Below are 21,538 nucleotides of genomic sequence, written 5' to 3'. Positions count from 1 at the left end.
CCTCACAGGATGCCCAGCAGCGACGCCGTCGTCCTCACCGTCCCCGGTCCGCACGGTGACCGGGAGGTGCGGATCTCGAGTCCGGGCCGGGTGCTGTTCCCGGAGCCGGGCATCACGAAGCGCGAGGTCGCCGAGTACCTGATCGCGATCGGCGAGGCGTTCGTCGCCGCCAACGGCGACCGGCCCGTGTCTCTGCAGCGGTTCTCCTCCGGGATCGACGGCGAGCAGTTCTTCTCGAAGAACCCGCCGAAGGGGGCGCCGGAGTACGTGCGCTCCGTCCCCGTGACCTACCCGAGCGGTCGGGTGCATCCTCAGCTGGTCATCGACGAGCCGGCCGTGGCCGTGTGGGCCGCGCAGATGAACACGATCGTCTTCCACCCGTGGGCGTCGAAGGCCGGCGACCCCGACCAGCCCGATCAGCTGCGCATCGACCTCGACCCGCAGCCGGGCACCGACGTCGCCGACGCGGTGCGGGCGGCGCACTCCCTCCGCGAGGTGCTCCGCGAGGCCGGGCTCGAGTCGTTCGTGAAGACCTCGGGCAACCGCGGCCTGCACGTCTTCGCGCCGGTCGTCCCCGAGCACGAGTTCCTCGAGGTGCGGCACGCGGTGATCGCCGCGGCCCGCGAGCTCGAGCGGCGGATGCCCGAGCAGGTGACGACGGCCTGGTGGAAGGAGGAGCGCGGCGAGCGCATCTTCGTCGACTTCAATCAGGCCAACCGCGACCGGACCATGGCGGGCGCCTACAGCCCCCGCCCTCTCGCGCACGCACCGGTGTCCTGCCCGCTCGAGTGGGACGAGCTCGACGGAGTCGACCCGCAGGAGTTCACCATCCGCTCGGTCCCCGACCGACTCCGCTCGCAGGGCGACCCGTGGGCACGGATGCACGACTCTCCCGGGCGCCTCGACGCGCTCCTCGGCTGGTGGGAGCGGGACGTGGCCGACGGACTCGGTGAGCTGCCCTTCCCGCCCGACTTCCCGAAGATGCCCGGCGAGCCGCCGCGCGTCCAGCCGAGCCGGGCGAAGAAGCCCGCCGCCGAGTAGCGCGGCGTGGTCAGCCGAGCACGTCGTCGAGGTCGTACGCCGCGGGCTGCTCGAGCTGCTCGAAGGTGCACGAGCGGGCCTCCCGGTCGGGACGCCAGCGCTCGAACTGCACCGTGTGGCGGAACCGGTCGCCCTCCATCTGGTCGTAGCGCACCTCGAGCACCCTCGTCGGTCGCAGCCGGACGAAGGAGGTGTCGCGGCCGCCGGAGAAGCGGCTGCGCTCGCCGTCCCCGCGCACGGGATCTCCCGCCCCGTCGCGCTCGACGACGTCGGCGAGCTCCTCGATCAGCTCGACGCGGCGCACGTCGGTGAAGGCCGAGGCGCCGCCGACCTGGCGCAGTGCACCGGCGGCGTCGTGGAGCCCGAGCAGCAGGGAGCCGACTCCGGGCTTGGACGTGTGCTCGCGGTAGCCGATCGCGATCACGTCGGCCGTGCGGTGGTGCTTCACCTTGAGCATCGACCGCTTCCCCGGGGCGTACGGCGAGGCGAGCGGCTTCGCGACGACTCCGTCGAGACCTGCGCCCTCGAACCGGTCGAGCCAGTCGCGGGCGAGGGCCTCGTCGGAGGTGGTGCGGCCGAGATGCAGCGGATGCGGGACGCCGTCGAGGAGGTCGGCGAGCGCCGCTCGACGCGACGAGTAGGGCTCGTCGAGCAGGCTGCGGCCGCCGACGGCGAGCAGGTCGAAGGCGACGAGCATCGCGGGGGTCTCCGCGGCGAGCAGGGCGACCCGGCTCGCGGCCGGGTGGATGCGCTGCGAGAGCAGCTCCCAGTCGAGGCGCTGTGCTCCGGGCTCCCCGGTCGCGAGCACGATCTCGCCGTCGAGGACGCATCCGTCGGGCAGCAGGCGCAGGAACGCCTCGACCAGCTCGGGGAAGTAGCGGGTCAGCGGCTTCGATCCGCGGCTCCCGATCTCGCACGCACCGCCCGAGACGGACACGATCGCGCGGAAGCCGTCCCATTTCGGCTCGTACGAGAAGCCGCCCGCCCCGCTGTCCTGCGCGGGTACCGAGGGCACGGCCTTGGCGAGCATCGGGGCGATCGGGAGCGCGAACGGGAGGTCCATCCTCCGATCATCCCGGGCGCGCGGGGGAGCCGCACCCCCTTGCCCGACGTCCGCCGCGGAGGCGACACGCCGGTTCCGCGCGCGAAGAGCGTTCGTCTCGCGCCACCGCACCCAGGAGACTGGGGCCATGGACAGGTGGGGACGACGTTCCGGATCGTATGACGGACCAGACCGGACGGCCGGGGGGCTCCGAAGAGCAGGTATGACCTCTTGCAGTCGGCGCGCGCGCGGACGGAGCTCGCGCTGATGGCGCGGGGCACCGCCGGCGTCGGGCGACGACTGCTGGGGCTCGGCCGTCGTCGGGACATCGCGGAGGAGCAGCACGAGGTCGACGACCTCCCCGTGCGGGAGGCTCCGGCACGCGAGAGCTCCGGCGCTCCGGCGCCCTCAGCGGCCCACGGGCCTGCCGATCCGTTCCTCCGCACGGTCGAGGTGCTCGCGCCCTCGATCGGCGAGTACTGCGAGCTCGATCCGGACGCGATCGAGTTCCCGCACCCCGGAGTCGCCGACTTCGTCCCTGACCTCACCCGGCACCGCGGGTCCGGCGCCCGCTCCACTCCTGCGCCGCGCGTCGAGCGCGCTCCCGCTGCGCCTCCGCTCGTGCCGCCGGCCGGTCCGCCGGCCCCCGTCTCGGCCCTCGCTGCCGTGTCCGCGCAGGAGCGCACGGCTGCAGCGGACCGCGCCGGCTATCTCGATCGTCTCGCCGAGGAGGAGCGCGCCGAGGCTGAGCGCGTTGCGGAGGCTGAGCGTCTCGCCGAGGTCGAGCGGGTCGCGGAGGTGGAGCGTGTTGCGGAGGCTGAGCGCCTCGCTGAGGCCGAGCGTGTGGCGGAGGCTGAGCGTCTTGCTGAGGCTGAGCGTGTCGCGGAGGCTGAGCGTGTCGCTGAGGCTGAGCGTGTCGCTGAGGCTGAGCGTGTCGCGGAGGCTGAGCGTGTCGCGGAGGCTGAGCGTGTCGCGGAGGCTGAGCGTGTCGCGGAGGCTGAGCGTGTCGCTGAGGCTGAGCGTGTCGCGGAGGCTGAGCGTGTCGCGGAGGCTGAGCGTGTCGCGGAGGCTGAGCGTGTCGCGGAGGCTGAGCGTGTCGCTGAGGCTGAGCGTGTCGCGGAGGCTGAGCGTGTCGCGGAGGCTGAGCGTGTCGCGGAGGCTGAGCGTGTCGCGGAGGCTGAGCGTGTCGCGGAGGCTGAGCGTGTCGCGGAGGCTGAGCGTGTCGCGGAGGCTGAGCGTGTCGCGGAGGCTGAGCGTGTCGCGGAGGCTGAGCGTGTCGCGGAGGCTGAGCGTGTCGCGGAGGCCGAGCGTGTCGCGGAGGCCGAGCGTGTCGCGGAGGCCGAGCGCCTCGCGGAGGCCGAGCGCCTCGCGGAGGCTGAGCGTGTGGCGGAGGCCGAGCGTGTGGCGGAGGCCGAGCGTGTGGCGGAGGCCGAGCGTGCGGCTGAGGCTGAGCGCCTCGCCGAGGCTGAGCGTGTCGCGGAGGCGGAGCGCCTCGCGGAGGCTGAGCGTGTCGCGGAGGCGGAGCGTCTCGCGGAGGCCGAGCGCCTCGCGGAGGCCGAGCGCCTCGCCGAAGCCGAGCGCCTCGCCGAAGCCGCGTGGATCGCCGAGGCCGCCCGTCGTGTCGAGGCCGAGCGCGTCGCGCGGGCCGAGCGGCTCGCGGAAGCCGCGCGTGCCGCAGAGGACGCGCGAGTCGCCGAGAACGAGCGGCGCGTCGAGGCCGAACGCGTCGAGAGGAGTCGGCGTGCAGCCGGGATCGAGCGCTTCGAGCGCGCCCGGCGCGCAGCCGAGGTCGTCCGTCTCGCCGAGGCGGAGCGGGTCGCGGAGGCTCAGCGCGCAGCAGAGGCTCGGCGTACGGACCGCGCTTCCGAGGCGGAGGACGCCCCCCGGAACCGGCCCGACGCCGCCGAGCCCGCCCGACCCACCGCCTTCGAGCGCAGCGCCGCTCCCGTGGCCCCCGTCGCCTTCGCGACGGTGCTCGGACTCGCTCCGGCGATCGGCGAGATCTGCACCCTCGATCCCGATGCCGTCGAGTTCCCCCACCCCCGCGCGGCCGCCTTCGTCCCCGAGGCCGAGCCGTCCGCCGCATCGGAGGCGGGCCACGCGCTCGCGACCCATCCCCGCCACTCGGACCGGAGCGAGCCGCCCGCCGACCTCCGCGGCTTGGACGACGCCCGCTCGGCCACCGCTCCGCCGTTCCCGGGGATCGTCCCGGTCGACGTCGAGCCCGACGACCGTGACGACGCCGACCTCCCCCGCTCGCGGCGCGGCCTCCTCGCCGTCGGCATCGGCATCGGAGCGGCGGTCCTCGTCATCGGAGGAGCGCTCGTCGCCGTCCCGCTGCTCTCGGGCGGAGGCGCCGACGACGCACCGGCCGCCGACCCCGGGACGACCACCGCGGCCGTCGCGTGGATCGCCTCCTCCCTCGACCCCGCCTCAGTGCTGGTCGTCGAGGACGGACTCGTGGACCAGGTCTCCGAGGCCGGCTTCCCGGCCGACACGATCATCCCTGAGTCGACGCTCGCCGCCGCGGCGCCCGACTCGGCCTGGCGAGCGGCCGACTACCTCCTGGTGACCCCTGGGCTGACCGACTCGGCGTCGGGCGAGGTCGAGACCGCGCTCGCGAACTCGCAGCCGGTCGCCGCCTTCGGCAGCGGCGACTCCTCGATCGAGGTGCGCCGCGTCCTCGATCAGGGCACGGAGGCGGCCGCCGCGTCCGCCGCGGTCCTCACCGCCGCGCGGGCCTCCGCCGGCGGCCAGCTCGCGGGCAACCCGGCCCTCACCACCACGCCCGCCGCCCGCGCACTGCTCGAGGCGGGCCAGGTCGACGCGCGGCTGCTCCTGCTCCTCGGCCAGCAGCTCGCCGCCGCACCGCTCTCGGTCACCGACTTCCCCGCCGGCGCGAACGAGACGGAGGGAGTGCGGCACCGCCTGCTCCTCTCCGGCTACAACGGCGCGAGCGTTCCCGCGGATGCGGTCGCGACCACCGAGGCCACGGCCTGGCTCGGGAGCCAGACCGGCGACTTCGTCCCCACCTCCGTCGAATCGACCTCCGCGGGCCTGCTCGTGACGTTCGACCTCGACGAGCCGTCCGGGCTCCTCCCGGACGCGCCGTAGACCACCCACCCGAAGGACGCACCATGGACCCGATCACCCGCTCCGCCCGCCCGCTCCGACGGCTGCCGCGGGCGGCGATCGCGCTCGCGGCCGTCGCCGCGCTGGCCGCTCTCGGCGCGGCACCCGCGTCCGCCGAGGAGGCGGCTCCCGCGACGGGCTGGGTGCGGGTCGCTCACCTCTCTCCCGACACGAAGTCGGTCGACGTCTCGCTGACGGCGCTGGCCGGCGGAGGCGCAGCCTTCGAGCTGGACGACGTCGCCTACGGCGCGGTCTCTCCCTACTGGACGCTGACGCCGGGCACCTACGTCGTCTCGATGGTCCCCTCCGATGCTCCGGAGGGCTCGGCGCCCGTGATCCAGCAGTCCGTCGATGTGACCGCGGGCACCCCGCTGACCGTCGCCGCGCTCGGCCGGAACGCCGTCCTCAACACCACCGTCTTCACCGACGACCTCACCCCGCCGGCCGACGGCCAGGCCAGGGTGCGCGTCATCCAGGCCTCCACCACCGCCTCTCAGGTCGACGTCGTCACCACGACCGGTGCGATCATCGCCAGCGGTGCGCAGCAGGGGAGTGCGACGCCCTACAAGAACGTCCCGGCGGGACCGTGGACCCTCGACGTCAGCACGGCCTCGGCCACGGCGAAGGCCGATCTCGACCTCGCGGCCGGCTCGGTCGCGTCGCTGTTCGTGCTCGACGACGCCGCCGGCGGACTCGTCGTCTCGCCCGTCCTCGACTCCGCCGCGGTCGGCGACCTGCCGACCGGCGGCATCCAGACCGGAGGCGGCGCGACGGCGGTCCACGTCGGCTCGGCCGGGGCGCCGCTCGTCCAGGGCTTCGTCGGCATCGGCTCGGTCGTCGCCCTGCTGCTGGCCGGGGTCGCCTTCTTCGCGCGTCGCCACGCGGTCGGCGCTCGACGCGCCGGCTGATGCGCGCGGTCGCGCGCGTCGGCGTCGCTCTCGCAGTGGCCCTGACGCTGACCGGGTGCTCGACCGCGGCACCCGTGCCGACGAGCACCGGCTCGGCTGCTTCGGAGAGCACCCCCACGAGCGCCCCCACGAGTACGCCGACCGCGGCGGCCGCTGCCGCAGGGCAGCTGCAGGACCCGGTCGCCGCCGACGCGAGGAGCCGCTCGACCGTCGTCCCCGAGCGGGTGGTCATCCCCGCGCTCGGCGTCGACTCGACGCTCGAGTCGCTGACCCGCGACGAGACCGGCTGGATCCAGCCTCCCGTGCTCGTCGACGAGGCCGGCTGGTACCGCGACGGAGTGGTGCCGGGCGACATCGGCCCGTCGGTCATCGCGGGCCACGTCGACTCCCGGATCGGTCCCGGCGTCTTCCTCCGACTCTCCGAGCTCGCGCCGGGCGACACGGTCGACGTCATGCTCTCGGACGGCAGCACCCGCACCTTCGCCGTGACCGGCTCCGTCACGGTGCCGAAGGAGGACTTCCCGACGGAGGACGTCTACGGGCCCACGCCCACGGCGCAGCTGCGCCTCATCACCTGCGGGGGCGTGTTCGACGACTCCTACGGCCACTACGTCGACAACGTCGTCGTCTCGGCCGAGCGCATCGCCTGACGCCAGCGCCCGGATCGGGTGATTCGCAGCCGCCTCGGCGTTTCGGCGCGTACCCTCCCGGGGTATGAGCACCTCTTGGAAGCGCTGGACCCCGTTCGCCGCCGTCCCCCTGGTCGTCGTCGCCGCGGCCGTCGCCCTTCCTCTCTCGGCCAGCGCCGCGGGAGACCTCCCCGAGAAGTCCGCCGCGGACCTTCTGAGCTTCGTCGCCGAGAGCGACGTCACGGCTTTCTCCGGCGAGATCGAGCAGTCCTCCGACCTCGGCCTCCCCGATCTCTCCGCCCTCGGCGGCGGCTCCGCGTCCGGGTCGACCGACTCCGCGTCGCCGACCGACGCTCTGCTCGAGCTGGCCACCGGATCGCACCAGGCCCGGGTGTTCGTCGACGCCGAGAAGGGCGCGCGCCTCCAGGTCCTCGACCGGCTCGCCGAGCGCGACATCGTCGCTGCGAAGGGCGAGGGAGTCTGGGTCTACGACTCCTCCGAGAACACGGCCACCCACTTCCTCGCCCCCACGGGCGAGACGGAGGAGCCGGCGCCGATGACCGACGTCCCGACCCCGTCGAGCATCGCCGAGCAGTTCCTGTCGTCGATCGACCCGACGACGACGGTGGCCGTCGGCTCCGACGTCCGGGTCGCCGGACGCGACGCCTACGAGCTCGTGCTCACGCCCCGCAGCTCCGACACCCTCGTCGGCTCCGTCACCGTCTCGGTCGACGGTGAGACCGGTCTGCCCCTCGGCGTCGCCGTGACCGCGAGCGGAGCGACCGCTCCCGCCTTCAGCGTCGCCTACTCGAGCATCGACTTCTCCGCGCCCGACGCCGGCATGTTCGCCTTCACGCCCCCCGAGGGCGCCGAGGTGACCGAGGAGGCGGCGCCCACCCACGAGGGCACCGCACCCGAGACCGCGACTCCCGACGGTGCGACTCCCGACAGGGCCGCGCCGGCCGACGACTCCGGCGTCACCACCACCGGCACCGGCTGGAGCACCGTCGTCGAGGTCGCCGCCGGAGACGCGGAGTCCCTCGCCGCTCTCGACGCCGTCACCACTCCGGTCGACGGTGGCCGCGTGCTGTCCTCCTCGCTGCTCACCGTCCTGTTCACCGACGACGGGCGCGTCCTCGCCGGCGCGGTGCCGACCAGCACCCTGCTCGACGCGGCTGCCGGGCGGTGACGACGGGCGAGCTCGCGGTCGAGACCCGCGGTCTCACCAAGCGCTTCGGGCGGCAGGAGGCCGTGTCGGGTCTCGCCCTGGCCGTCCCCCGGGGGGCCGTGTTCGGGTTCCTCGGCCCGAACGGCTCCGGCAAGACCACGACCATCCGGATGCTCCTCGCCCTCGCGGCGCCGACGGAGGGGACGATCACCGTCCTCGGGTCCGCCATGCCGCGGCGGGCGGCCGACGTGCTGCCCCGGGTGGGCGCCCTCGTCGAGGGGCCGGGCTTCTACCCGTTCCTCTCGGGGGCCGCGAACCTCCGCCGCTTCGACGCCGCCGAGCCGGGGACGTCGTCGCGGACCAGGGACACCCGGGCGAAGGAGGCCCTCGCCAGGGTCGGCCTCTCGGCGGCGGCCGGCAAGCGCGTCGGCTCCTACTCGCTCGGCATGAAGCAGCGGCTGGGCATCGCGGTGGCCCTCCTGTCCCCGCGCGACCTGATCGTGCTCGACGAGCCGACCAACGGTCTCGACCCGCAGGGCACCCGCGAGGTGCGCTCGCTCGTCCGCGGGCTCAACGAGGACGGGACGACGGTCCTCGTCTCGAGCCACCTGCTGGCCGAGATCGAGCAGCTCTGCACGCATGCCGCCGTCATGCGCGCCGGTCGCCTGGTCGCGCAGGGCGGGCTGGACGAGCTGCGAGGTGACGCGGCCTCGGTCGAGGTGCTGACGCCCGATCCCGAACGGGCCTCGCGAGAGCTCGCCGGCAGGGGCCTCGTGCCGCGGACCGTCGCGGCGCCCCATCCGACCGATCCGCCCCTCGTCGCCGCCGACCTGCCGCCGGGCACGGCTCCGGAGGCGATCGTCGCCGCGCTCGTGGCCGCAGAGGTCCGCGTCCGCGGCTTCGCCGTCCGCCGTCCGTCGCTCGAGGAGCGCTTCGTCGAGCTGACGGGGGAGGGCTTCGATGTCGAACGCTGAGACCTCGGCCCGCCGACGGGGAGGCGCGGGATCGCTCCTGGCCTCTGAGCTCGCCCTGCTCTTCCGTCGCCGGCGCACCTGGGCGCTGCTCGCCGCACTCGCGGCCATCCCGATCCTGCTCGCCGTCGCGGTGCGACTGTCGAGCGGAGACGGCGGTGGCCCGTCGTTCGTCGGCCAGATCGCCGGGAACGGGCTGTTCACCGGATTCGCGGCGATCACCGTCGCGATCCCGCTCTTCCTCCCGCTGACCGTGGGAGTCGTCGCCGGCGACGCCATCGCGGGGGAGGCGTCGCTGGGCACTCTCCGCTATCTGCTGGTCACCCCGGTCGGGCGGATCCGGCTGCTGGCGGTGAAGTTCGCGGCGTCGCTCGCGTTCTGCCTCGCGGCGGCGCTGACGGTCATGGTGGTCGGCGTCCTGATCGGGCTCGCGCTGTTCCCCGCCGGCCCCGTGACGCTCCTGTCGGGCAGCACGGTCCCGCTGGCCGACGCGATCGGGCGCGCTCTCGGGATCGCCGTCTACGCCGCGCTCTCGCTCGCGGGGCTCGCCGCGATCGGACTGTTCATCTCGACGCTGACCGACGTGCCCGTCGGCGCGATGGCGGCGACGGTCGTCGTGTCGATCGCCGCGCAGATCGTCGGCTCGCTCTCGCAGCTCGACGCCCTGCACCCGTTCCTCTTCACCGACCGCTGGTTCGACTTCGCCGATCTGCTGCGCGACCCGATCGCGTGGGGCTCGTTCGGCGAGAACGCGCTGCTCCAGCTCGCCTACGTGGCGGTCTTCGGCTCGCTGGCCGTCGCGCGCTTCACGACGCGCGACGTGCTGTCCTGATCCGCGATTCGAGCTGATCCGCGGCCCTGACGACGGAGGCCGCCCTCCCGCTCGTGCGGTGAGGGCGGCCTCCGTCGGGCGCCGAGCCGTCAGCCCTGGGGAGCCACGCCGAAGCTGACCGATCCGCCCTCGTCGACCTGGGCGTCGAGCACCTTGTCGCCGAGGGCGACGGAGGCGGCGACGTCGAGGAACACGCGCGCACCGTCCTGCTCGACGACGGCGTCGGTGATCTCGGGGGCCGCCACGACCGCGACGGCGAAGTTGCGGGCGTCGAGGTCGTCTCCGGTGATGCGGAGCCCGCCCTCGACCGGGGTCTCGGTCTGGCTGGCGATGGTCTTGACGACGGTGCTGGCGTTGTCGGTGAGTGTGAGCATCGGGTCGTTCCTTCCGTCCGTGATCGATGAGGGGGCCACGCTTCCGAGATCGCGCTCGCACCGCAAGCCGCTCCGCCCGACGCGGAGGGAACGCACACCTGGCCGCCGCCGCCCCTTGCCGGTCGGGCAGCCCCTGTCGACGGCGGATCGAGCCCCCTCGCCTGCCGCGTCGCGCTGCACCCCGGCAAACTTTGCCTTGACGCAGAAATTTGCCGCAAGTAGCGTGATACCGGCGCCCGGCCTTCCCCCTGCCCGCCGGCCGACACGCCGCTGAGAGGACCGCCTCGTGAGCTTCCCCTCCCGCCGCGTCACCCTCAGCGACGTCGCCGCCGCGACCGGAGTCTCGATCGGCACCGTCTCGAAGGCTCTGAACAACCGCGGGCAGCTCCGCGGCGACACCCGGGAGCGCATCGTCGCGGCCGCCCGCGAGCTCGGTCTCGTCCTGCCCTCCGCCGTCGAGGCGACTCCGGTGGAGCGTCGCGTGCTGACGATCGGACTCGTCACCTCCGACGACATCGGACGCTTCAGCATCCCCGTGATGTGGGGGCTGGAGGACGCGTTCCCCGCAGAGACGGCCTCGGTCCTCCTGAGCAACTCGCGCGGCGACCGGGTGCGCGAGCGGCACTGCATCGACATCCTCGCCGCGCGGGGAGTCGACGCGATCGTCGTCATGACCACGCTCACCGGTCCGCGGCCCGCACTGCCGGCGTCGAGCGTCCCGATCGTCTACGTGATGGGCTCCTCCGACGACCCGGCCGACATGTCGGTCGTCGTCGATCAGACGCAGGGCGTCCTCCTCGCTCTCGAGCACGTCGCCGCGCTCGGCCGTCGCGACATCGCCTCGGTGGCGGGCCCGCGGCTCGACTACTCCGCCCGCGTCCGCGCCGAGGCCGTGCAGGAGCACGCGCCGGCCTTCGGCCTCCGGCTCGTCGGCGACCGCTCGCTCTACGGCACCTGGTCCGAGACCTGGGGGCGCCAGGCGGCGCAGATGCTGCGCCAGCGCGTCGAGCCGATCGACGCGGTGATCTGCGGCAGCGACGAGATCGCCCGCGGAGTCGCCGACGGCTTCCGCGAGGCCGGCATCGTCGTCCCGCACGACGTCGCCGTCGTGGGCTTCGACAACTGGGCGGCCGCCGCGCTCAACTCGCGCCCTGCGCTGACCACGATCGACATGAACCTCGAGGAGCTGGGCCGCGCCGCGGGCGCACGCGCGCTCGAGGCGATCGAGGGCCGCCCCCGGCCGGGGATCGAGGCGCACCCGTGCCAGCTGATCGTCCGCGACTCCACCTGACGGCCGACCACGTCCTCCGCCCGCGTCGACACCCCACGGCCTGAGAGGTCTCCCGATGACTGCGATCCACCGCTTCCCGCTCGACACCGTCCGGCTGCTGCCCAGCGCCTTCGCCGACGCGCAGGCGACCGGTCTGCGCTACCTGCTCGAGCTCGATCCCGACCGGCTGCTCGCCCCGTTCCTCCGCGAGGCGGGGCTGCCGACCGGGCCGGGCTACGGCAACTGGGAGTCCGGCGGACTCGACGGTCACATCGGCGGGCACGCGCTCTCGGCGAGCGCGATGATGGTCGCCGCGACCGGTGATCCCTCCGCGCGGGAGCGGATGGAGACCCTCCTCGACGGCATGGAGCGCGCCCAGGAGGCGGTCGGCACCGGCTATCTCGGCGGTGTGCCGGGCGGCCGGGCCCTCGGCGAGGAGCTCGCCCGCGGAGAGGTCGACGCCGATCTCTTCAGCCTCAACGACCGCTGGGTCCCGCTCTACAACCTCCACAAGACCTTCGCCGGGCTCCTCGACGCGGCGCATCACGGCGGCTCCGCGCGCGCACTCGGCATGGCGGTGCGGCTCGCCGACTGGTGGCTCGGCGTGTCGGCGGGACTCGACGACGAGGCCTTCGAGGCGATGCTGCACGCCGAGTTCGGGGGCATGAACGACGCCCTGGCCGAGCTGGCCGAGGCCGTCGACGACCCCGCGCGGGCCGCCGCCTACCGCGCCGAGGCGCGCCGCTTCTCCCACCGAGCCCTGCTCGACCCTCTCCTGGAGGGCCGCGACGAGCTCGACGGGCTGCACGCGAACACGCAGATCCCCAAGGTCATCGGCTATGCGCGTCTCGCCGGCGAGCTGCTGCCCGCCGCCCGGTTCTTCTGGGAGTCCGTGACCGGCGGCCGCACCGTCGCCATCGGAGGCAACAGCGTGCGCGAGCACTTCCACCGCGCCGTCGACTCGGCGCCGCTGGTGATCGACCGCGAGGGACCCGAGAGCTGCAACACCTTGAACATGATCGAGCTGAGCGGCAGCCTGTTCGAGCACAGCGGCGACGCCCGCTACCTCGACTACATCGAGCGGGCGCTCTACAACCACATCCTCTCGTCGCAGCACCCCGACGGCGGCTTCGTCTACTTCACGTCCCTGCGTCCTGCGCACTACCGCGTCTACTCGACTCCGGATGAGTCGATGTGGTGCTGCGTCGGCTCCGGGCTCGAGAACCACGCCCGCTACGGCGAGTTCGTCTACGGCCGCGCCGGCGACGATCTGCTGATCGGCCTCTACCTCCCCTCGACCCTCGACTCGGCGGAGTCGGGGATGCGAGCGCGCATCCACACCGGCTTCCCCCACTCCGACGAGGCGGCGATCACGGTCGATCTCGCGCGCTCGGGGGCCGTCCGGCTGCGGCGGCCGTCGTGGGCGGAGTCGTTCGCGGTGACCGTCGACGGGCGCGAGATCCGCGACCAGGCCGTCGACGGCTTCCTCCGGGTGGCCGACCTCGCGCCCGGGCGTCATGAGATCCGCGTCCGGCTCGGGATGGGCCTTCGCGCCGAGGCGCTCCCGGACGGGTCCGCCTGGTCGTCCTTCTCCTACGGGCCGATCGTCCTGGCTGCCCGCGCGGGCACCGACGATCTCGACGGGCTCCGCGCGGGCGGCGAGCGGATGGGTCACGTCGCCGCGGGACCGTTGCGCGATCTGGCCGACACCCCCGTCGTGACCGCTCCCCGGCCCCTCGACGCCGTCGCTCTCGTCGATCGCTCCGTGCTGACCGCCACCCTCACGACCGACGCAGGTCCGGTCCTCCTCGAGCCGTTCGCCGGGATCCACGACAGCCGCTACACCGTCTACTGGCCCCTCGGTGCCGATGCCGACGTGCGCCGGGCGGAGCTCGCGGCGGCCGACCTGATCGCCGGGGCCGCTGCCGCGGTGATCGACTCGGTCGCTGCGGGGGAGCAGCAGCCGGAGTCGGACCACTCCTTCGCCGGGCGGGGCACCCGGGCCGGCGGCGCGGACGGTGTGCACTGGCGCAGCGCCCAGGGCCCCGACGGCTGGTTCGGCTACACCCTCGTCGATCCGGAGCAGCTCGCCGCGGTCCTCCGGGTGCGGCTGCGGGCCGTCGCGCAGGGGCAGCAGGAGTTCCGGATCGACGACCGTCCGCTCGGTGAGCCGATCGCGTCCCGCGACAGCGACGGAGCCCTCGAGCTCGACTTCGCCGTCGAGCCGGAGCCCGGCCGCGACGGGCGGGTCGTCTTCTCGGTGCACGCCTCGGCGGCGGGGCCCACCGGCGACGTCCTCGGCGTCGCCCTGCTGAAGGCCGCTCCGTAGCGGGCGCGGGCGCCGGCGGTCCCTGCCACACTGACCGGATGCATCCCGCCGACGCCTGCCCCTGCGGAAGCCGCCGCCACTACGCCGACTGCTGCCGACCGGCTCACCTGGGCGAGACCCCGTCGCCGACGGCCGAGCGGCTCATGCGCAGTCGCTACAGCGCGAACGTCCTCGGCAGCGCCCCCTACCTGCTCGCCAGCTGGCACCCGTCGACGCGTCCTCCGCGGGTCGATCTCGACGACGACATCCGCTGGCGCCGCCTCCAGATCGTCGACACGGCGCGGGGCGGCGTCGACGACCAGGAGGGCCTCGTCGAGTTCCGCGCGTCCTACCGGTCCTCCGGCGGGCCCGGCCTGGTGCACGAGCGCAGCAGGTTCGTCCGCGAGGACGGGCGCTGGTTCTACGTCGACGGCGACGTGCTCGGCGAGGACGACTGAGGTCGAGCTTCTCTCGGCACGCCCTCCCCGCGCGGTTCTATCGTGGAGTCATGACCAAGGACTTCCGACGGGCCGACGACGCGTCGCGCTACGAGCTGCACCTCGACGGGGCGCTGGTGGGCGTCCTCGACTACCACGAGAACGGCGAGAGCGTCTCGCTGGTCCGCTCGTTCACCACTCCGCCGTTCCGCGGTCGCGGGCTCGCCGGCGAGCTGGTCGCCTTCGCCGTCGACGACATCGAGTCCTCCGGGTCGCGGAGCGTGGTGCCGATGTGCTGGTACGTCGGCCAGTGGTTCGAGGAGCACCCCGAGAAGGCGCACCTGCTCAGCCGCGCCGCCACGGCGTGACGCGGGGCGCGGTCAGACCGAGACGAGCGGATCGACCCCCGCGAGGTCGGGACCGAGCCCGATGTCGATGAGCCGGATCCTGCCCGCGTAGGAGCCACCGGGCGGGAGGAGCAGACCCGCCTTGATGGCGCCGAAGGTGACCGTCACGTCGGCCCGCAGCACGGTCGGATCCGGCACGGAACCGTCGTCCGGACCGATGCCGCTGGGCAGATCGACGGCGACGACGACCGGCGGGACCTCGCGCCGGCGGACGGCCTCGATGACCGCGGCCACCACGTCCCTCGGGCGGCCGCGCAGCGCCGGCTCCGCGGTGCCGATGCCGAGGATCCCGTCGACGACGACGTCGGCGCGGGAGACTGCGGCGGCCAGCGCCGCCGGATCGTCGGCGCGCACCGTCCCGCAGCCGTCGTCGAGGGCGACGGCGAGTCCGCGCTGGTGGGCCTTGCCGGCGGTGAGCACCAGGTTCACATGGCTCCCGGAGGCGGAGATCTCGGCCGCGGCGTAGAGAGCGTCGCCGCCGTTGTTGCCCGGGCCGACGAGCACCAGCACGTTCCCCGGACCGCGGCGGTCCGGTCGGGCGGCGAGCACGGCGCGCAGCTCGCGCGCGAGACCGTCCGCCGCCCTCTGCATCAGCGGTTCGCGCCGCGCGAGGTGGGGCGCCTCAGCGGCCCGCACCTGCGCGGAGGAGTATCCCTCGGCCATCCCTCCACTGTGCGCCCCGGCCGCACCATCGGCAAGCCCGCCGGCCACGCGCGCAGCGGACCCGAGGGTCTGCGTCAGGTCGCCTGCACCGCCGCGTCCGCCTCCTCGACGATCGCGCGCATGGCCTCCTCGGCGGCGCGCCCGTCTCCTGCGGCGACGGCCGTCGCCACCGCACGGTGCAGTCGCACCGCCTCCGAGTCGGCCTCGCGCGGCATCAGGGCGTTCCGCGTCCGCCCGGCCAGAACCTCCGCGACCAGATCGGCGAGCCCGGCGAGCAGCCGGTTGCCCGAGGCCTCCAGCAGCGCGCGGTGGAACGCCGTGTCGTGGCCGAGGTACCCGGCCTGATCGGCCGTGCGCGACTCCACCGACATGCCCCGGACCGCGTCGAGGAGCGCGGCGCGCTGCTCGGCGGACGCGTGCTCGGCCGCGAGACGGGCGGCGAGCGGCTCGACTCCCAGCCGCAGCTGGCTGAGCTGGTGCAGCTGCCGCTGGCGGTCCGGTCCGTCCAGGCTCCAGGCGACGACGCGGGTGTCGAGCGCGTTCCAGAGCTCGGGAGGCTCCACTCGCGTTCCGGCGCGGCGGCGCGACGTCACGAGGCCGAGGGACTCGAGCACCCTGACCGCCTCCCGCATCACCGACCGCGACACTCCGCGCTGCTCGGCGCGCTCGTCGGCGCTGAAGGTCGTCCCCGGAGGCAGCTCGCCGCGCACGATCTGCGCGCCGAGCTCGTCGAGCACCGACAGGTGCAACGAGTGCGGAGCGGTCTCTCCCATGCCGTCAGTATTTCGGAGAGGGCTCGCGGACGCCTCCCCGGATCAGACATAATCGTCCGGAACGCCGATTATGTCCGACATATAGATCCGCCAGGAGTCCGCCGATGCCCGAGCAGCCCGCCCCCGTCCGCGCCGTCGTCGTGATGGGCGTCTCCGGCAGCGGCAAGTCGACCGTCGCCACGCTCCTCGCGAGCCGCCTCGGCTGGGACTTCCTCGAGGGCGACGACGTGCACCCCGTCGCCAACGTCGAGAAGATGGCGGCCGGCATCCCGCTCACCGACGACGATCGCGCCCCGTGGCTCGCCGCGATCGCCAGCGCCGTCGACGAGCGCATCCGCTCCGGCGCCTCGGTCGTCGTCACCTGCTCCGCACTGCGCCGCCGCTACCGCGACGTCCTCCGCCGCGACGACCTCGTCTTCGTGCACCTCGCGGGCTCGCGCGAGACGGTCGCGGGCCGCCTCTCCTCCCGCGTCGACCACTTCATGCCGAAGGCCCTCCTCGACTCGCAGTTCGACACCCTGGAGCCGCTGGGCGCCGACGAGCGCCACGTGACGATCGACGTCGGGCGGCCGCCGGAGGAGGAGATCGCCGAGATCGTCGACGCGCTGGCTCTGGACTGAGCGGCCGCGTCAGGCCAGGAGCGACGCGAGGCTCGCGACCGGCAGATCGAACGCCGCTGCCACGGCCTCGTTGACCACGCGTCCGTCGTGGGTGCTGAGGCCCTTCGCGAGCGCGGCGTCGGCGGCGAGGGCGTCCTTCCAGCCGCGGTCCGCCAGTGCGACGACGTAGGGGAGCGTCACGTTGGTGAGCGCGCGGGTCGAGGTCTCCGGCACGGCTCCCGGCATGTTGGCGACGCAGTAGTAGACGCTGTCGTGCACCGCGAACACGGGATCGTCGTGCGTGGTCGGGCGGGACCCCTCGAAGCAGCCGCCCTGGTCGATCGCGATGTCGACCAGCACCGAGCAGGCCTTCATGGTCGCGACCATCTCGTCGGTGACGAGCTTGGGAGCCTTCGCCCCGGGGATGAGGACCGAGCCGATCACGAGATCGGCGTCGGCGACCTGCGCCGCGATCTCGTAGGTCGAGGAGGCGCGGGTCTGGATGCGTCCGTCGAAGCGGTTCTCGAGGTCGCGCAGCCGCGGGATCGAGAGGTCCACGACCGTGACGTCGGCGCCCATGCCGAGGGCGTTCGCCGCGGCGTGCTCGCCGGCGACGCCTCCGCCGATCACGACGACCTTCGCCTTCGGGGTGCCGGGGACGCCGCCGAGGAGGGTGCCTCGCCCACCGGCTGCCCGCATGAGGTGGTAGGCGCCGACGGTGATCGACAGGCGGCCGGCCACCTCGCTCATCGGCGAGAGCAGGGGGAGCTGCCGGTTCGGCAGCTGCACCGTCTCGTAGGCGATCGCGGTCGTGCCCGCGGTGAGCAGCGCCTCGGTGCAGGGGCGCGACGCGGCGAGGTGGAGGTAGGTGAAGAGCACCTGTCCCGACCGCATCCGCGGGTACTCGGCCTCGATCGGCTCCTTCACCTTCAGCACGAGGTCGGCCTCGCGCCAGACCTCGTCGGCATCGGCGGCGATGCGCGCGCCGGCCGCGCTGAAGTCGTCGTCCGACAACCGCGAGCCCAGGCCCGCTCCCGACTGCACCAGCACCTCGTGCCCGCGGCGCACGAGCTCGTGCACCCCGGCCGGAGTCGCGGCGACGCGGTTCTCGTTGTTCTTGATCTCGGTGGGGATGCCGATGCGCATGACGACTCCTTCGCTCGAGCCCGCCCGCGGGCCTCTGCGCCGATCCTGCGCCGGCGCTGCTCCTATCGTGCGAAGATCGTGTTTCCTGCGCGTGACAGTCCGCAGGATCGCGGGAACCAGAACGCTTTTCCGCAGGATCGTCGATCCGGAAGGCAGTGACGCGCATGAGACCGAAGGATCTGCACGACCTGGGCGACCTCGACCCGGTCGATCGCACCCTCGTGCGCCTGCTGCGCGCCGATGCCCGCACGCCGAACAGCCGCCTCGCCGAGCAGGCGGGGATCGCTCCGTCGACCTGCGTCTCGCGGGTGCGATCGCTCGTCGACCGCGGGATCATCACGGGCTTCACCGCCGAACTCGACCCGGCGGCGCTGGGGCTGACCCTGCAGGCGCTCATCAGCGTCAGCATCCGGGTGGGTCAGCGGCAGGCGATCACCCGCTTCGCCGACGAGATCCGCGCACTTCCCGAGGTGGTGCAGCTCTTCTTCCTCGGCGGCTCGGAGGACTTCATCATCCACGTGGCCGTGCGCGACTCGAACGACGTGCGCGACTTCGTCGTGTCGAACCTGTCGGCGCATCCGGCCGTCGCGTCGACCCGCACGAGCATCGTCTTCGACCACCACCGCAAGGGGCCCGCGGTTCCGGAGTAGTCGCGTTCCGTCCGCGGAGCGGGACGCCAGAGGAGGGGGATCGCCGCAGATCCCGCGCTTCCGCGCGATCGGCCTTCCTGGTGGAACCGATTCCGGGAGTCAGTGCGCTCCGGGGCTCAGATCGCCGCCGCCGCGCTGCATCAGGCCGGGGATCCGCTTCGCCAGGCCCGGGATGCTCGCCTCCGGGATCTCGATGCGCGTGTCGCGCAGCCGCTGCCGCAGGAGCGCTTCGACGTCCTCCTCCGGCCGCAGCTGGGAGTCGCCGGCGACCTGCAGCAGCACGCCGCGCAGCTTCTCGTCGAGGAGGGCGTCGTCGCTGCCGTGCTGGATCGGGTGGTCCTGGGATGCGTTCGTCATGCCTCCATGCTCACACTCGGCCCGAGCGACGGCGAGACCTTGCGGTGGCGGCGCGACCCACCCCGCGAGGGCAGGATGGAGCCATGCCCTTCACCCGCGCGGAGCTCGCGTCGTACCGCGACCGCACCGTCGAGGACCTCCTCGGCGGCGACGTGCGGCTCCTGTTCGTCGGCATCAACCCGGGTCTCTGGACCGCGGCCACGGGCGCCCACTTCGCGCACCCCGGCAACCGCTTCTATCCCGCCCTGCTCGCCGCCGGCATCCTCGAGCACCCGCTGCGCGTCTCGGAGGGGATGAGCGCGGCCGACCGCCGCATGCTGATCGAGCGCGGCGTCGGCATCACCAACCTCGCCTCGCGGGCGACCGCACGGGCCGACGAGCTCGCGCCGGAGGAGCTGCTGGCGGGTGCGCAGCGCCTCGTCGCCACCGTGGAGCGGGTGCGGCCCCGCGCCGTCGCGATGGTCGGCATCACCGCCTACCGCGCGGCGTTCGGCCGGCGCAGTGCGGCGCAGGGACGCCAGGAGGAGGGGATCGCCGGGGTCCCGCTCTGGGTGCTGCCGAACCCGAGCGGCCTGAACGCCCACGACACCGTCGCCTCGCTCGCCCGCGCCTACCGCGAACCGGCCGTCGCCGCCGGGATCGTCCCCGAGGAATAGCCGACGACCGCAGGAGGTTGCAGAAGTCCATGAGTACGCATGAAATCAAGTTCGGTGTCGACACCTTCGGAGACGTCACGGCGGATGCCGACGGCACCCCGCTCCCGCACGGACAGGTCCTCCGCGACGTCGTCGAGGAGGGCGTCCTCGCCGATCAGGTCGGCCTCGACTTCTTCGGAGTGGGCGAGCACCACCGCGCCGACTTCGCCGTGAGCGCCCCCGACGTGGTGCTCGCCGCGATCGCGGCCAGGACCGAGCGCATCCACCTCGGCTCGGCGGTCACCGTCCTCTCCTCCGACGACCCCGTGCGGGTCTACCAGCGCTTCGCCACCCTCGACGGCATCTCGAACGGCCGCGCGGAGGTCATCCTCGGCCGCGGCTCCTTCACCGAGTCGTTCCCGCTGTTCGGCTTCGACCTCTCGCAGTACGAGCTTCTCTTCGAGGAGAAGCTCGAGCTCTTCCACGCCCTCGTCCAGGGCGGCCCCGTCACCTGGCAGGGGAAGACCCGCCCCGCGCTGACCGAGCAGAACGTCTACCCCACGGTCGAGAACGGCCCGCTGCGCACCTGGATCGGCGTCGGCGGCAGCCCGGAGTCGGTGGTCCGCGCCGCGCGCTTCGGCTTCCCGCTGGTCCTCGCGATCATCGGAGGCTCGCCCGCACGGTTCCGTCCCTACGTCGACCTCTTCGGCCGCGCGCTCGACCAGCTCGAGCAGCCGCGCCTCCCGGTCGCCGTGCACTCCCCGGGCTTCATCGCCGACACCGACGACGAGGCGCGCGAGCTCTACTACCCGCACCACAAGGCGATGATGGACGCCATCGGCCGCGAGCGCGGCTGGTCGCCGATGACCCGCGACCGCTTCGACGAGGAGGCGGGCCCCGACGGCGCCCTGCACCTCGGCTCGCCCGAGACGGTGGCGCAGAAGATCGCGAGCACGGTCGACGCGCTCGGCATCGACCGCTTCGATCTGAAGTACAGCGCGGGCACGCTCCCGCACTCCGCGATCATGCACAACATCGAGCTCTACGGGACGCGGGTCGTCCCGCGGGTGCGCGAGCTCCTCGCGGCTCGCTGATCCGGAGTCGATGACTTCGCTGGCCCCTCGGCCGGTTCCGAGCGTCCGTGGTGCTCGCTCCCATCGGGCGCTCGGAGGGCTCCGATACACTCGAGGACCCGGTGCCCGCACCGCCCTCGACCCTCCGGAAGCACATGCCAGACAGTCACGCCGCCCGCACTCCCTACGAGGTGCTGGGCGTCGCCGCCACCGCGTCCGACGACGAGCTGCGCCGGGCCTACCGCCGCCTCCTGCGCGAGACGCACCCCGACACCGGAGGCGACGCCGCCTCGTTCCACGCGGTCCAGCTCGCCTGGGAGCGCATCGGCAGCGCGAACGCCCGCAACGACTACGACCGCGGTGCTCCCGCCGCGGGCCCGCAGTCGCCCCAGCAGCCCTACACGGGGTCGTCCCGCCCGACGGCGTCCGCCGTGCGCGCCCGCTCCTACGGCCACCCGGGAGGCGCGGCCCGCGAGTACTACCTCCGGCTGGTGCGCGAGTGGGCCGGTCGAGGTGTCGAGCTCGAGGATCCGTTCGACCCGGCTCTCGTGCGCTCAGCCCCCCGGGAGGTGCGCTCCTGGCTCGCGAAGGCCCAGGCCGAGGAGGCGACGGCCGCCCTGGTCGGCGCGCTCGGCATCGCCTACACGATCTGGAACGACGTCGCCGTGGGCGACGGCGGTCTGAAGATCGACCACCTGGTCCTCGGCCCGTCCGGCCTCCTCGCGCTCACCTCCGCCGACTGGGGCGATGCGGTGCGCCTGCGCAAGGGCGAGCTCGAGGGCCCGGGCATCGCCGAAGACGAGAAGCCCCTCGCCTCCCTGTCGAAGGCGGCCCGCCGCCTCGGCCGCGAGCTCGGCGTCCGCTTCTCGGCGAGCGTCGTGGTCGTGCCCGACGACGCGCTCGACCAGCCCTTCGAGCAGGTCGAGCGCGGGCGCCACCAGGGAGCGGTCGTCATCCGCCGCTCCCTGCTGCCGCAGCTGCTGCGCTCCGGCACCGACGACCCGAGGCTCGGCGGCTACGGCGAGTCGTTCGAGGTGCGCACGCGCGTGCAGAGCCGCGTCCGCTTCGTCTGACGCGCGGATAGCCTCGCCGCCGCGTCACTGCAAGGGGTACCCGCCCCCGA

General features: G+C 73.7%; 23 protein-coding genes. 16 read left to right on the top strand and 7 right to left on the bottom strand.

Features of this window, described 5'->3' with window-relative positions; translation table 11 throughout:
• Positions 1-9 precede the first annotated feature (9 nt).
• On the top strand, positions 10-1,041 hold the full coding sequence (gene ligD / locus B9Y99_RS08890; RefSeq protein WP_085476108.1) for a non-homologous end-joining DNA ligase: 1,032 nt from the start codon (positions 10-12) through the stop codon (positions 1,039-1,041).
• A 10-nt stretch (positions 1,042-1,051) separates the two neighbouring features.
• On the opposite strand, the gene B9Y99_RS08885 is transcribed toward ligD, so the two are convergent.
• Together B9Y99_RS08885 and B9Y99_RS18755 are read right to left on the bottom strand one after the other, a co-directional pair.
• The gene (locus B9Y99_RS08885) at positions 1,052-2,104 is read right to left on the bottom strand and encodes an ATP-dependent DNA ligase (RefSeq protein WP_085476107.1); all 1,053 of its coding nucleotides are present in this window, start codon (positions 2,102-2,104) and stop codon (positions 1,052-1,054) included.
• A 387-nt stretch (positions 2,105-2,491) separates the two neighbouring features.
• Positions 2,492-4,123, bottom strand: a complete 1,632-nt coding sequence (locus B9Y99_RS18755) for a hypothetical protein (protein WP_165759567.1) — start codon at positions 4,121-4,123, stop codon at positions 2,492-2,494.
• Between B9Y99_RS18755 and B9Y99_RS18750 the strand changes: the two genes are divergently transcribed.
• The 6 genes from B9Y99_RS18750 to B9Y99_RS08855 all read left to right on the top strand — a co-directional run bounded on the left by B9Y99_RS18750 (position 4,055) and on the right by B9Y99_RS08855 (position 9,723).
• Positions 4,055-5,197 (top strand): hypothetical protein, encoded by a 1,143-nt coding sequence (locus B9Y99_RS18750; protein WP_165759566.1) that lies wholly within the window; start codon positions 4,055-4,057, stop codon positions 5,195-5,197. The two genes, B9Y99_RS18755 and B9Y99_RS18750, sit on opposite strands and share 69 nt — an antisense overlap.
• A 23-nt stretch (positions 5,198-5,220) precedes the next feature.
• On the top strand, positions 5,221-6,123 hold the full coding sequence (locus B9Y99_RS08875) for a DUF4397 domain-containing protein (protein WP_085476106.1): 903 nt from the start codon (positions 5,221-5,223) through the stop codon (positions 6,121-6,123).
• The gene (locus B9Y99_RS08870; protein ID WP_085476105.1) at positions 6,123-6,773 is read left to right on the top strand and encodes a class F sortase; all 651 of its coding nucleotides are present in this window, start codon (positions 6,123-6,125) and stop codon (positions 6,771-6,773) included. Before B9Y99_RS08875 ends, B9Y99_RS08870 begins: the two co-directional genes overlap by 1 nt.
• A gap of 64 nt (positions 6,774-6,837) precedes the next feature.
• The gene (locus B9Y99_RS08865; RefSeq protein ID WP_085476104.1) at positions 6,838-7,941 is read left to right on the top strand and encodes a LolA family protein; all 1,104 of its coding nucleotides are present in this window, start codon (positions 6,838-6,840) and stop codon (positions 7,939-7,941) included.
• Positions 7,938-8,894: an ABC transporter ATP-binding protein gene (locus B9Y99_RS08860; RefSeq protein WP_085476103.1), complete on the top strand. Its 957-nt coding sequence runs from the start codon at positions 7,938-7,940 to the stop codon at positions 8,892-8,894. The genes B9Y99_RS08865 and B9Y99_RS08860 overlap by 4 nt, the downstream gene beginning before the upstream one ends.
• Complete coding sequence (locus B9Y99_RS08855) at positions 8,881-9,723, top strand: ABC transporter permease (RefSeq protein ID WP_085476102.1); 843 nt, start codon at positions 8,881-8,883, stop codon at positions 9,721-9,723. Before B9Y99_RS08860 ends, B9Y99_RS08855 begins: the two co-directional genes overlap by 14 nt.
• 89 nt (positions 9,724-9,812) lie before the next feature.
• Here the strand turns inward: B9Y99_RS08855 and B9Y99_RS08850 are convergent, their stop codons facing one another.
• Complete coding sequence (locus B9Y99_RS08850) at positions 9,813-10,097, bottom strand: hypothetical protein (protein ID WP_085476101.1); 285 nt, start codon at positions 10,095-10,097, stop codon at positions 9,813-9,815.
• A gap of 286 nt (positions 10,098-10,383) precedes the next feature.
• Between B9Y99_RS08850 and B9Y99_RS08845 the strand changes: the two genes are divergently transcribed.
• The 4 genes from B9Y99_RS08845 to B9Y99_RS08830 are packed head-to-tail and all read left to right on the top strand — an operon-like array spanning position 10,384 to position 14,480.
• On the top strand, positions 10,384-11,388 hold the full coding sequence (locus B9Y99_RS08845; protein ID WP_085476100.1) for a LacI family DNA-binding transcriptional regulator: 1,005 nt from the start codon (positions 10,384-10,386) through the stop codon (positions 11,386-11,388).
• 55 nt (positions 11,389-11,443) lie between these two features.
• Positions 11,444-13,696: a beta-L-arabinofuranosidase domain-containing protein gene (locus tag B9Y99_RS08840; protein ID WP_085476099.1), complete on the top strand. Its 2,253-nt coding sequence runs from the start codon at positions 11,444-11,446 to the stop codon at positions 13,694-13,696.
• A 38-nt stretch (positions 13,697-13,734) separates the two neighbouring features.
• Positions 13,735-14,133 carry a YchJ family protein gene (locus tag B9Y99_RS08835; RefSeq protein WP_085476098.1) on the top strand — a complete coding sequence of 133 codons (399 nt, stop codon included), beginning with the start codon at positions 13,735-13,737 and terminating at the stop codon, positions 14,131-14,133.
• A 50-nt stretch (positions 14,134-14,183) separates the two neighbouring features.
• Positions 14,184-14,480, top strand: a complete 297-nt coding sequence (locus B9Y99_RS08830; protein WP_085476097.1) for a GNAT family N-acetyltransferase — start codon at positions 14,184-14,186, stop codon at positions 14,478-14,480.
• A gap of 12 nt (positions 14,481-14,492) precedes the next feature.
• Here B9Y99_RS08830 and B9Y99_RS08825 read toward each other — a convergent pair whose 3' ends face one another.
• Together B9Y99_RS08825 and B9Y99_RS08820 are read right to left on the bottom strand one after the other, a co-directional pair.
• Complete coding sequence (locus B9Y99_RS08825; RefSeq protein WP_085476096.1) at positions 14,493-15,182, bottom strand: NAD(P)H-hydrate epimerase; 690 nt, start codon at positions 15,180-15,182, stop codon at positions 14,493-14,495.
• 74 nt (positions 15,183-15,256) lie between these two features.
• Positions 15,257-15,955 carry a FadR/GntR family transcriptional regulator gene (locus B9Y99_RS08820; protein ID WP_085476095.1) on the bottom strand — a complete coding sequence of 233 codons (699 nt, stop codon included), beginning with the start codon at positions 15,953-15,955 and terminating at the stop codon, positions 15,257-15,259.
• Between the two features lie 104 nt (positions 15,956-16,059).
• Between B9Y99_RS08820 and B9Y99_RS08815 the strand changes: the two genes are divergently transcribed.
• Positions 16,060-16,575 (top strand): gluconokinase, encoded by a 516-nt coding sequence (locus B9Y99_RS08815; protein ID WP_085476094.1) that lies wholly within the window; start codon positions 16,060-16,062, stop codon positions 16,573-16,575.
• A gap of 9 nt (positions 16,576-16,584) precedes the next feature.
• Here B9Y99_RS08815 and ald read toward each other — a convergent pair whose 3' ends face one another.
• Positions 16,585-17,700, bottom strand: a complete 1,116-nt coding sequence (ald, locus tag B9Y99_RS08810; protein ID WP_085476093.1) for an alanine dehydrogenase — start codon at positions 17,698-17,700, stop codon at positions 16,585-16,587.
• 164 nt (positions 17,701-17,864) lie between these two features.
• On the opposite strand from ald, the gene B9Y99_RS08805 reads away from it, so the two are divergent.
• Complete coding sequence (locus tag B9Y99_RS08805) at positions 17,865-18,350, top strand: Lrp/AsnC family transcriptional regulator (RefSeq protein WP_085476092.1); 486 nt, start codon at positions 17,865-17,867, stop codon at positions 18,348-18,350.
• A gap of 99 nt (positions 18,351-18,449) precedes the next feature.
• Here the strand turns inward: B9Y99_RS08805 and B9Y99_RS08800 are convergent, their stop codons facing one another.
• Positions 18,450-18,707 (bottom strand): hypothetical protein, encoded by a 258-nt coding sequence (locus B9Y99_RS08800; protein WP_085476091.1) that lies wholly within the window; start codon positions 18,705-18,707, stop codon positions 18,450-18,452.
• Positions 18,708-18,790: 83 nt separating this feature from the next.
• On the opposite strand from B9Y99_RS08800, the gene B9Y99_RS08795 reads away from it, so the two are divergent.
• The 3 genes from B9Y99_RS08795 to B9Y99_RS08785 all read left to right on the top strand — a co-directional run bounded on the left by B9Y99_RS08795 (position 18,791) and on the right by B9Y99_RS08785 (position 21,488).
• Positions 18,791-19,363 (top strand): mismatch-specific DNA-glycosylase, encoded by a 573-nt coding sequence (locus B9Y99_RS08795; protein ID WP_085476090.1) that lies wholly within the window; start codon positions 18,791-18,793, stop codon positions 19,361-19,363.
• Positions 19,364-19,392: 29 nt separating this feature from the next.
• Positions 19,393-20,436: an LLM class flavin-dependent oxidoreductase gene (locus B9Y99_RS08790; protein ID WP_085476089.1), complete on the top strand. Its 1,044-nt coding sequence runs from the start codon at positions 19,393-19,395 to the stop codon at positions 20,434-20,436.
• A gap of 134 nt (positions 20,437-20,570) precedes the next feature.
• Complete coding sequence (locus B9Y99_RS08785) at positions 20,571-21,488, top strand: J domain-containing protein (RefSeq protein ID WP_085476326.1); 918 nt, start codon at positions 20,571-20,573, stop codon at positions 21,486-21,488.
• Positions 21,489-21,538 lie beyond the last annotated feature (50 nt).

Source organism: Rathayibacter oskolensis (assembly GCF_900177245.1).
Classification (GTDB): domain Bacteria; phylum Actinomycetota; class Actinomycetes; order Actinomycetales; family Microbacteriaceae; genus Rathayibacter; species Rathayibacter oskolensis.
This window is presented reverse-complemented; position numbering and strand designations above follow the sequence as displayed.

Coding starts and splice junctions, on each gene's coding strand:
- ligD (WP_085476108.1), top strand. CDS start 10: ATGCCCAGCAGCGACGCCGTCGTCCTCACCGTCCCCGGTCCGCACGGT.
- B9Y99_RS08885 (WP_085476107.1), bottom strand. CDS start 2,104: ATGGACCTCCCGTTCGCGCTCCCGATCGCCCCGATGCTCGCCAAGGCC.
- B9Y99_RS08875 (WP_085476106.1), top strand. CDS start 5,221: ATGGACCCGATCACCCGCTCCGCCCGCCCGCTCCGACGGCTGCCGCGG.
- B9Y99_RS08870 (WP_085476105.1), top strand. CDS start 6,123: ATGCGCGCGGTCGCGCGCGTCGGCGTCGCTCTCGCAGTGGCCCTGACG.
- B9Y99_RS08865 (WP_085476104.1), top strand. CDS start 6,838: ATGAGCACCTCTTGGAAGCGCTGGACCCCGTTCGCCGCCGTCCCCCTG.
- B9Y99_RS08855 (WP_085476102.1), top strand. CDS start 8,881: ATGTCGAACGCTGAGACCTCGGCCCGCCGACGGGGAGGCGCGGGATCG.
- B9Y99_RS08850 (WP_085476101.1), bottom strand. CDS start 10,097: ATGCTCACACTCACCGACAACGCCAGCACCGTCGTCAAGACCATCGCC.
- B9Y99_RS08840 (WP_085476099.1), top strand. CDS start 11,444: ATGACTGCGATCCACCGCTTCCCGCTCGACACCGTCCGGCTGCTGCCC.
- B9Y99_RS08835 (WP_085476098.1), top strand. CDS start 13,735: ATGCATCCCGCCGACGCCTGCCCCTGCGGAAGCCGCCGCCACTACGCC.
- B9Y99_RS08830 (WP_085476097.1), top strand. CDS start 14,184: ATGACCAAGGACTTCCGACGGGCCGACGACGCGTCGCGCTACGAGCTG.
- B9Y99_RS08825 (WP_085476096.1), bottom strand. CDS start 15,182: ATGGCCGAGGGATACTCCTCCGCGCAGGTGCGGGCCGCTGAGGCGCCC.
- B9Y99_RS08820 (WP_085476095.1), bottom strand. CDS start 15,955: ATGGGAGAGACCGCTCCGCACTCGTTGCACCTGTCGGTGCTCGACGAG.
- B9Y99_RS08815 (WP_085476094.1), top strand. CDS start 16,060: ATGCCCGAGCAGCCCGCCCCCGTCCGCGCCGTCGTCGTGATGGGCGTC.
- ald (WP_085476093.1), bottom strand. CDS start 17,700: ATGCGCATCGGCATCCCCACCGAGATCAAGAACAACGAGAACCGCGTC.
- B9Y99_RS08805 (WP_085476092.1), top strand. CDS start 17,865: ATGAGACCGAAGGATCTGCACGACCTGGGCGACCTCGACCCGGTCGAT.
- B9Y99_RS08800 (WP_085476091.1), bottom strand. CDS start 18,707: ATGACGAACGCATCCCAGGACCACCCGATCCAGCACGGCAGCGACGAC.
- B9Y99_RS08795 (WP_085476090.1), top strand. CDS start 18,791: ATGCCCTTCACCCGCGCGGAGCTCGCGTCGTACCGCGACCGCACCGTC.
- B9Y99_RS08790 (WP_085476089.1), top strand. CDS start 19,393: ATGAGTACGCATGAAATCAAGTTCGGTGTCGACACCTTCGGAGACGTC.
- B9Y99_RS08785 (WP_085476326.1), top strand. CDS start 20,571: ATGCCAGACAGTCACGCCGCCCGCACTCCCTACGAGGTGCTGGGCGTC.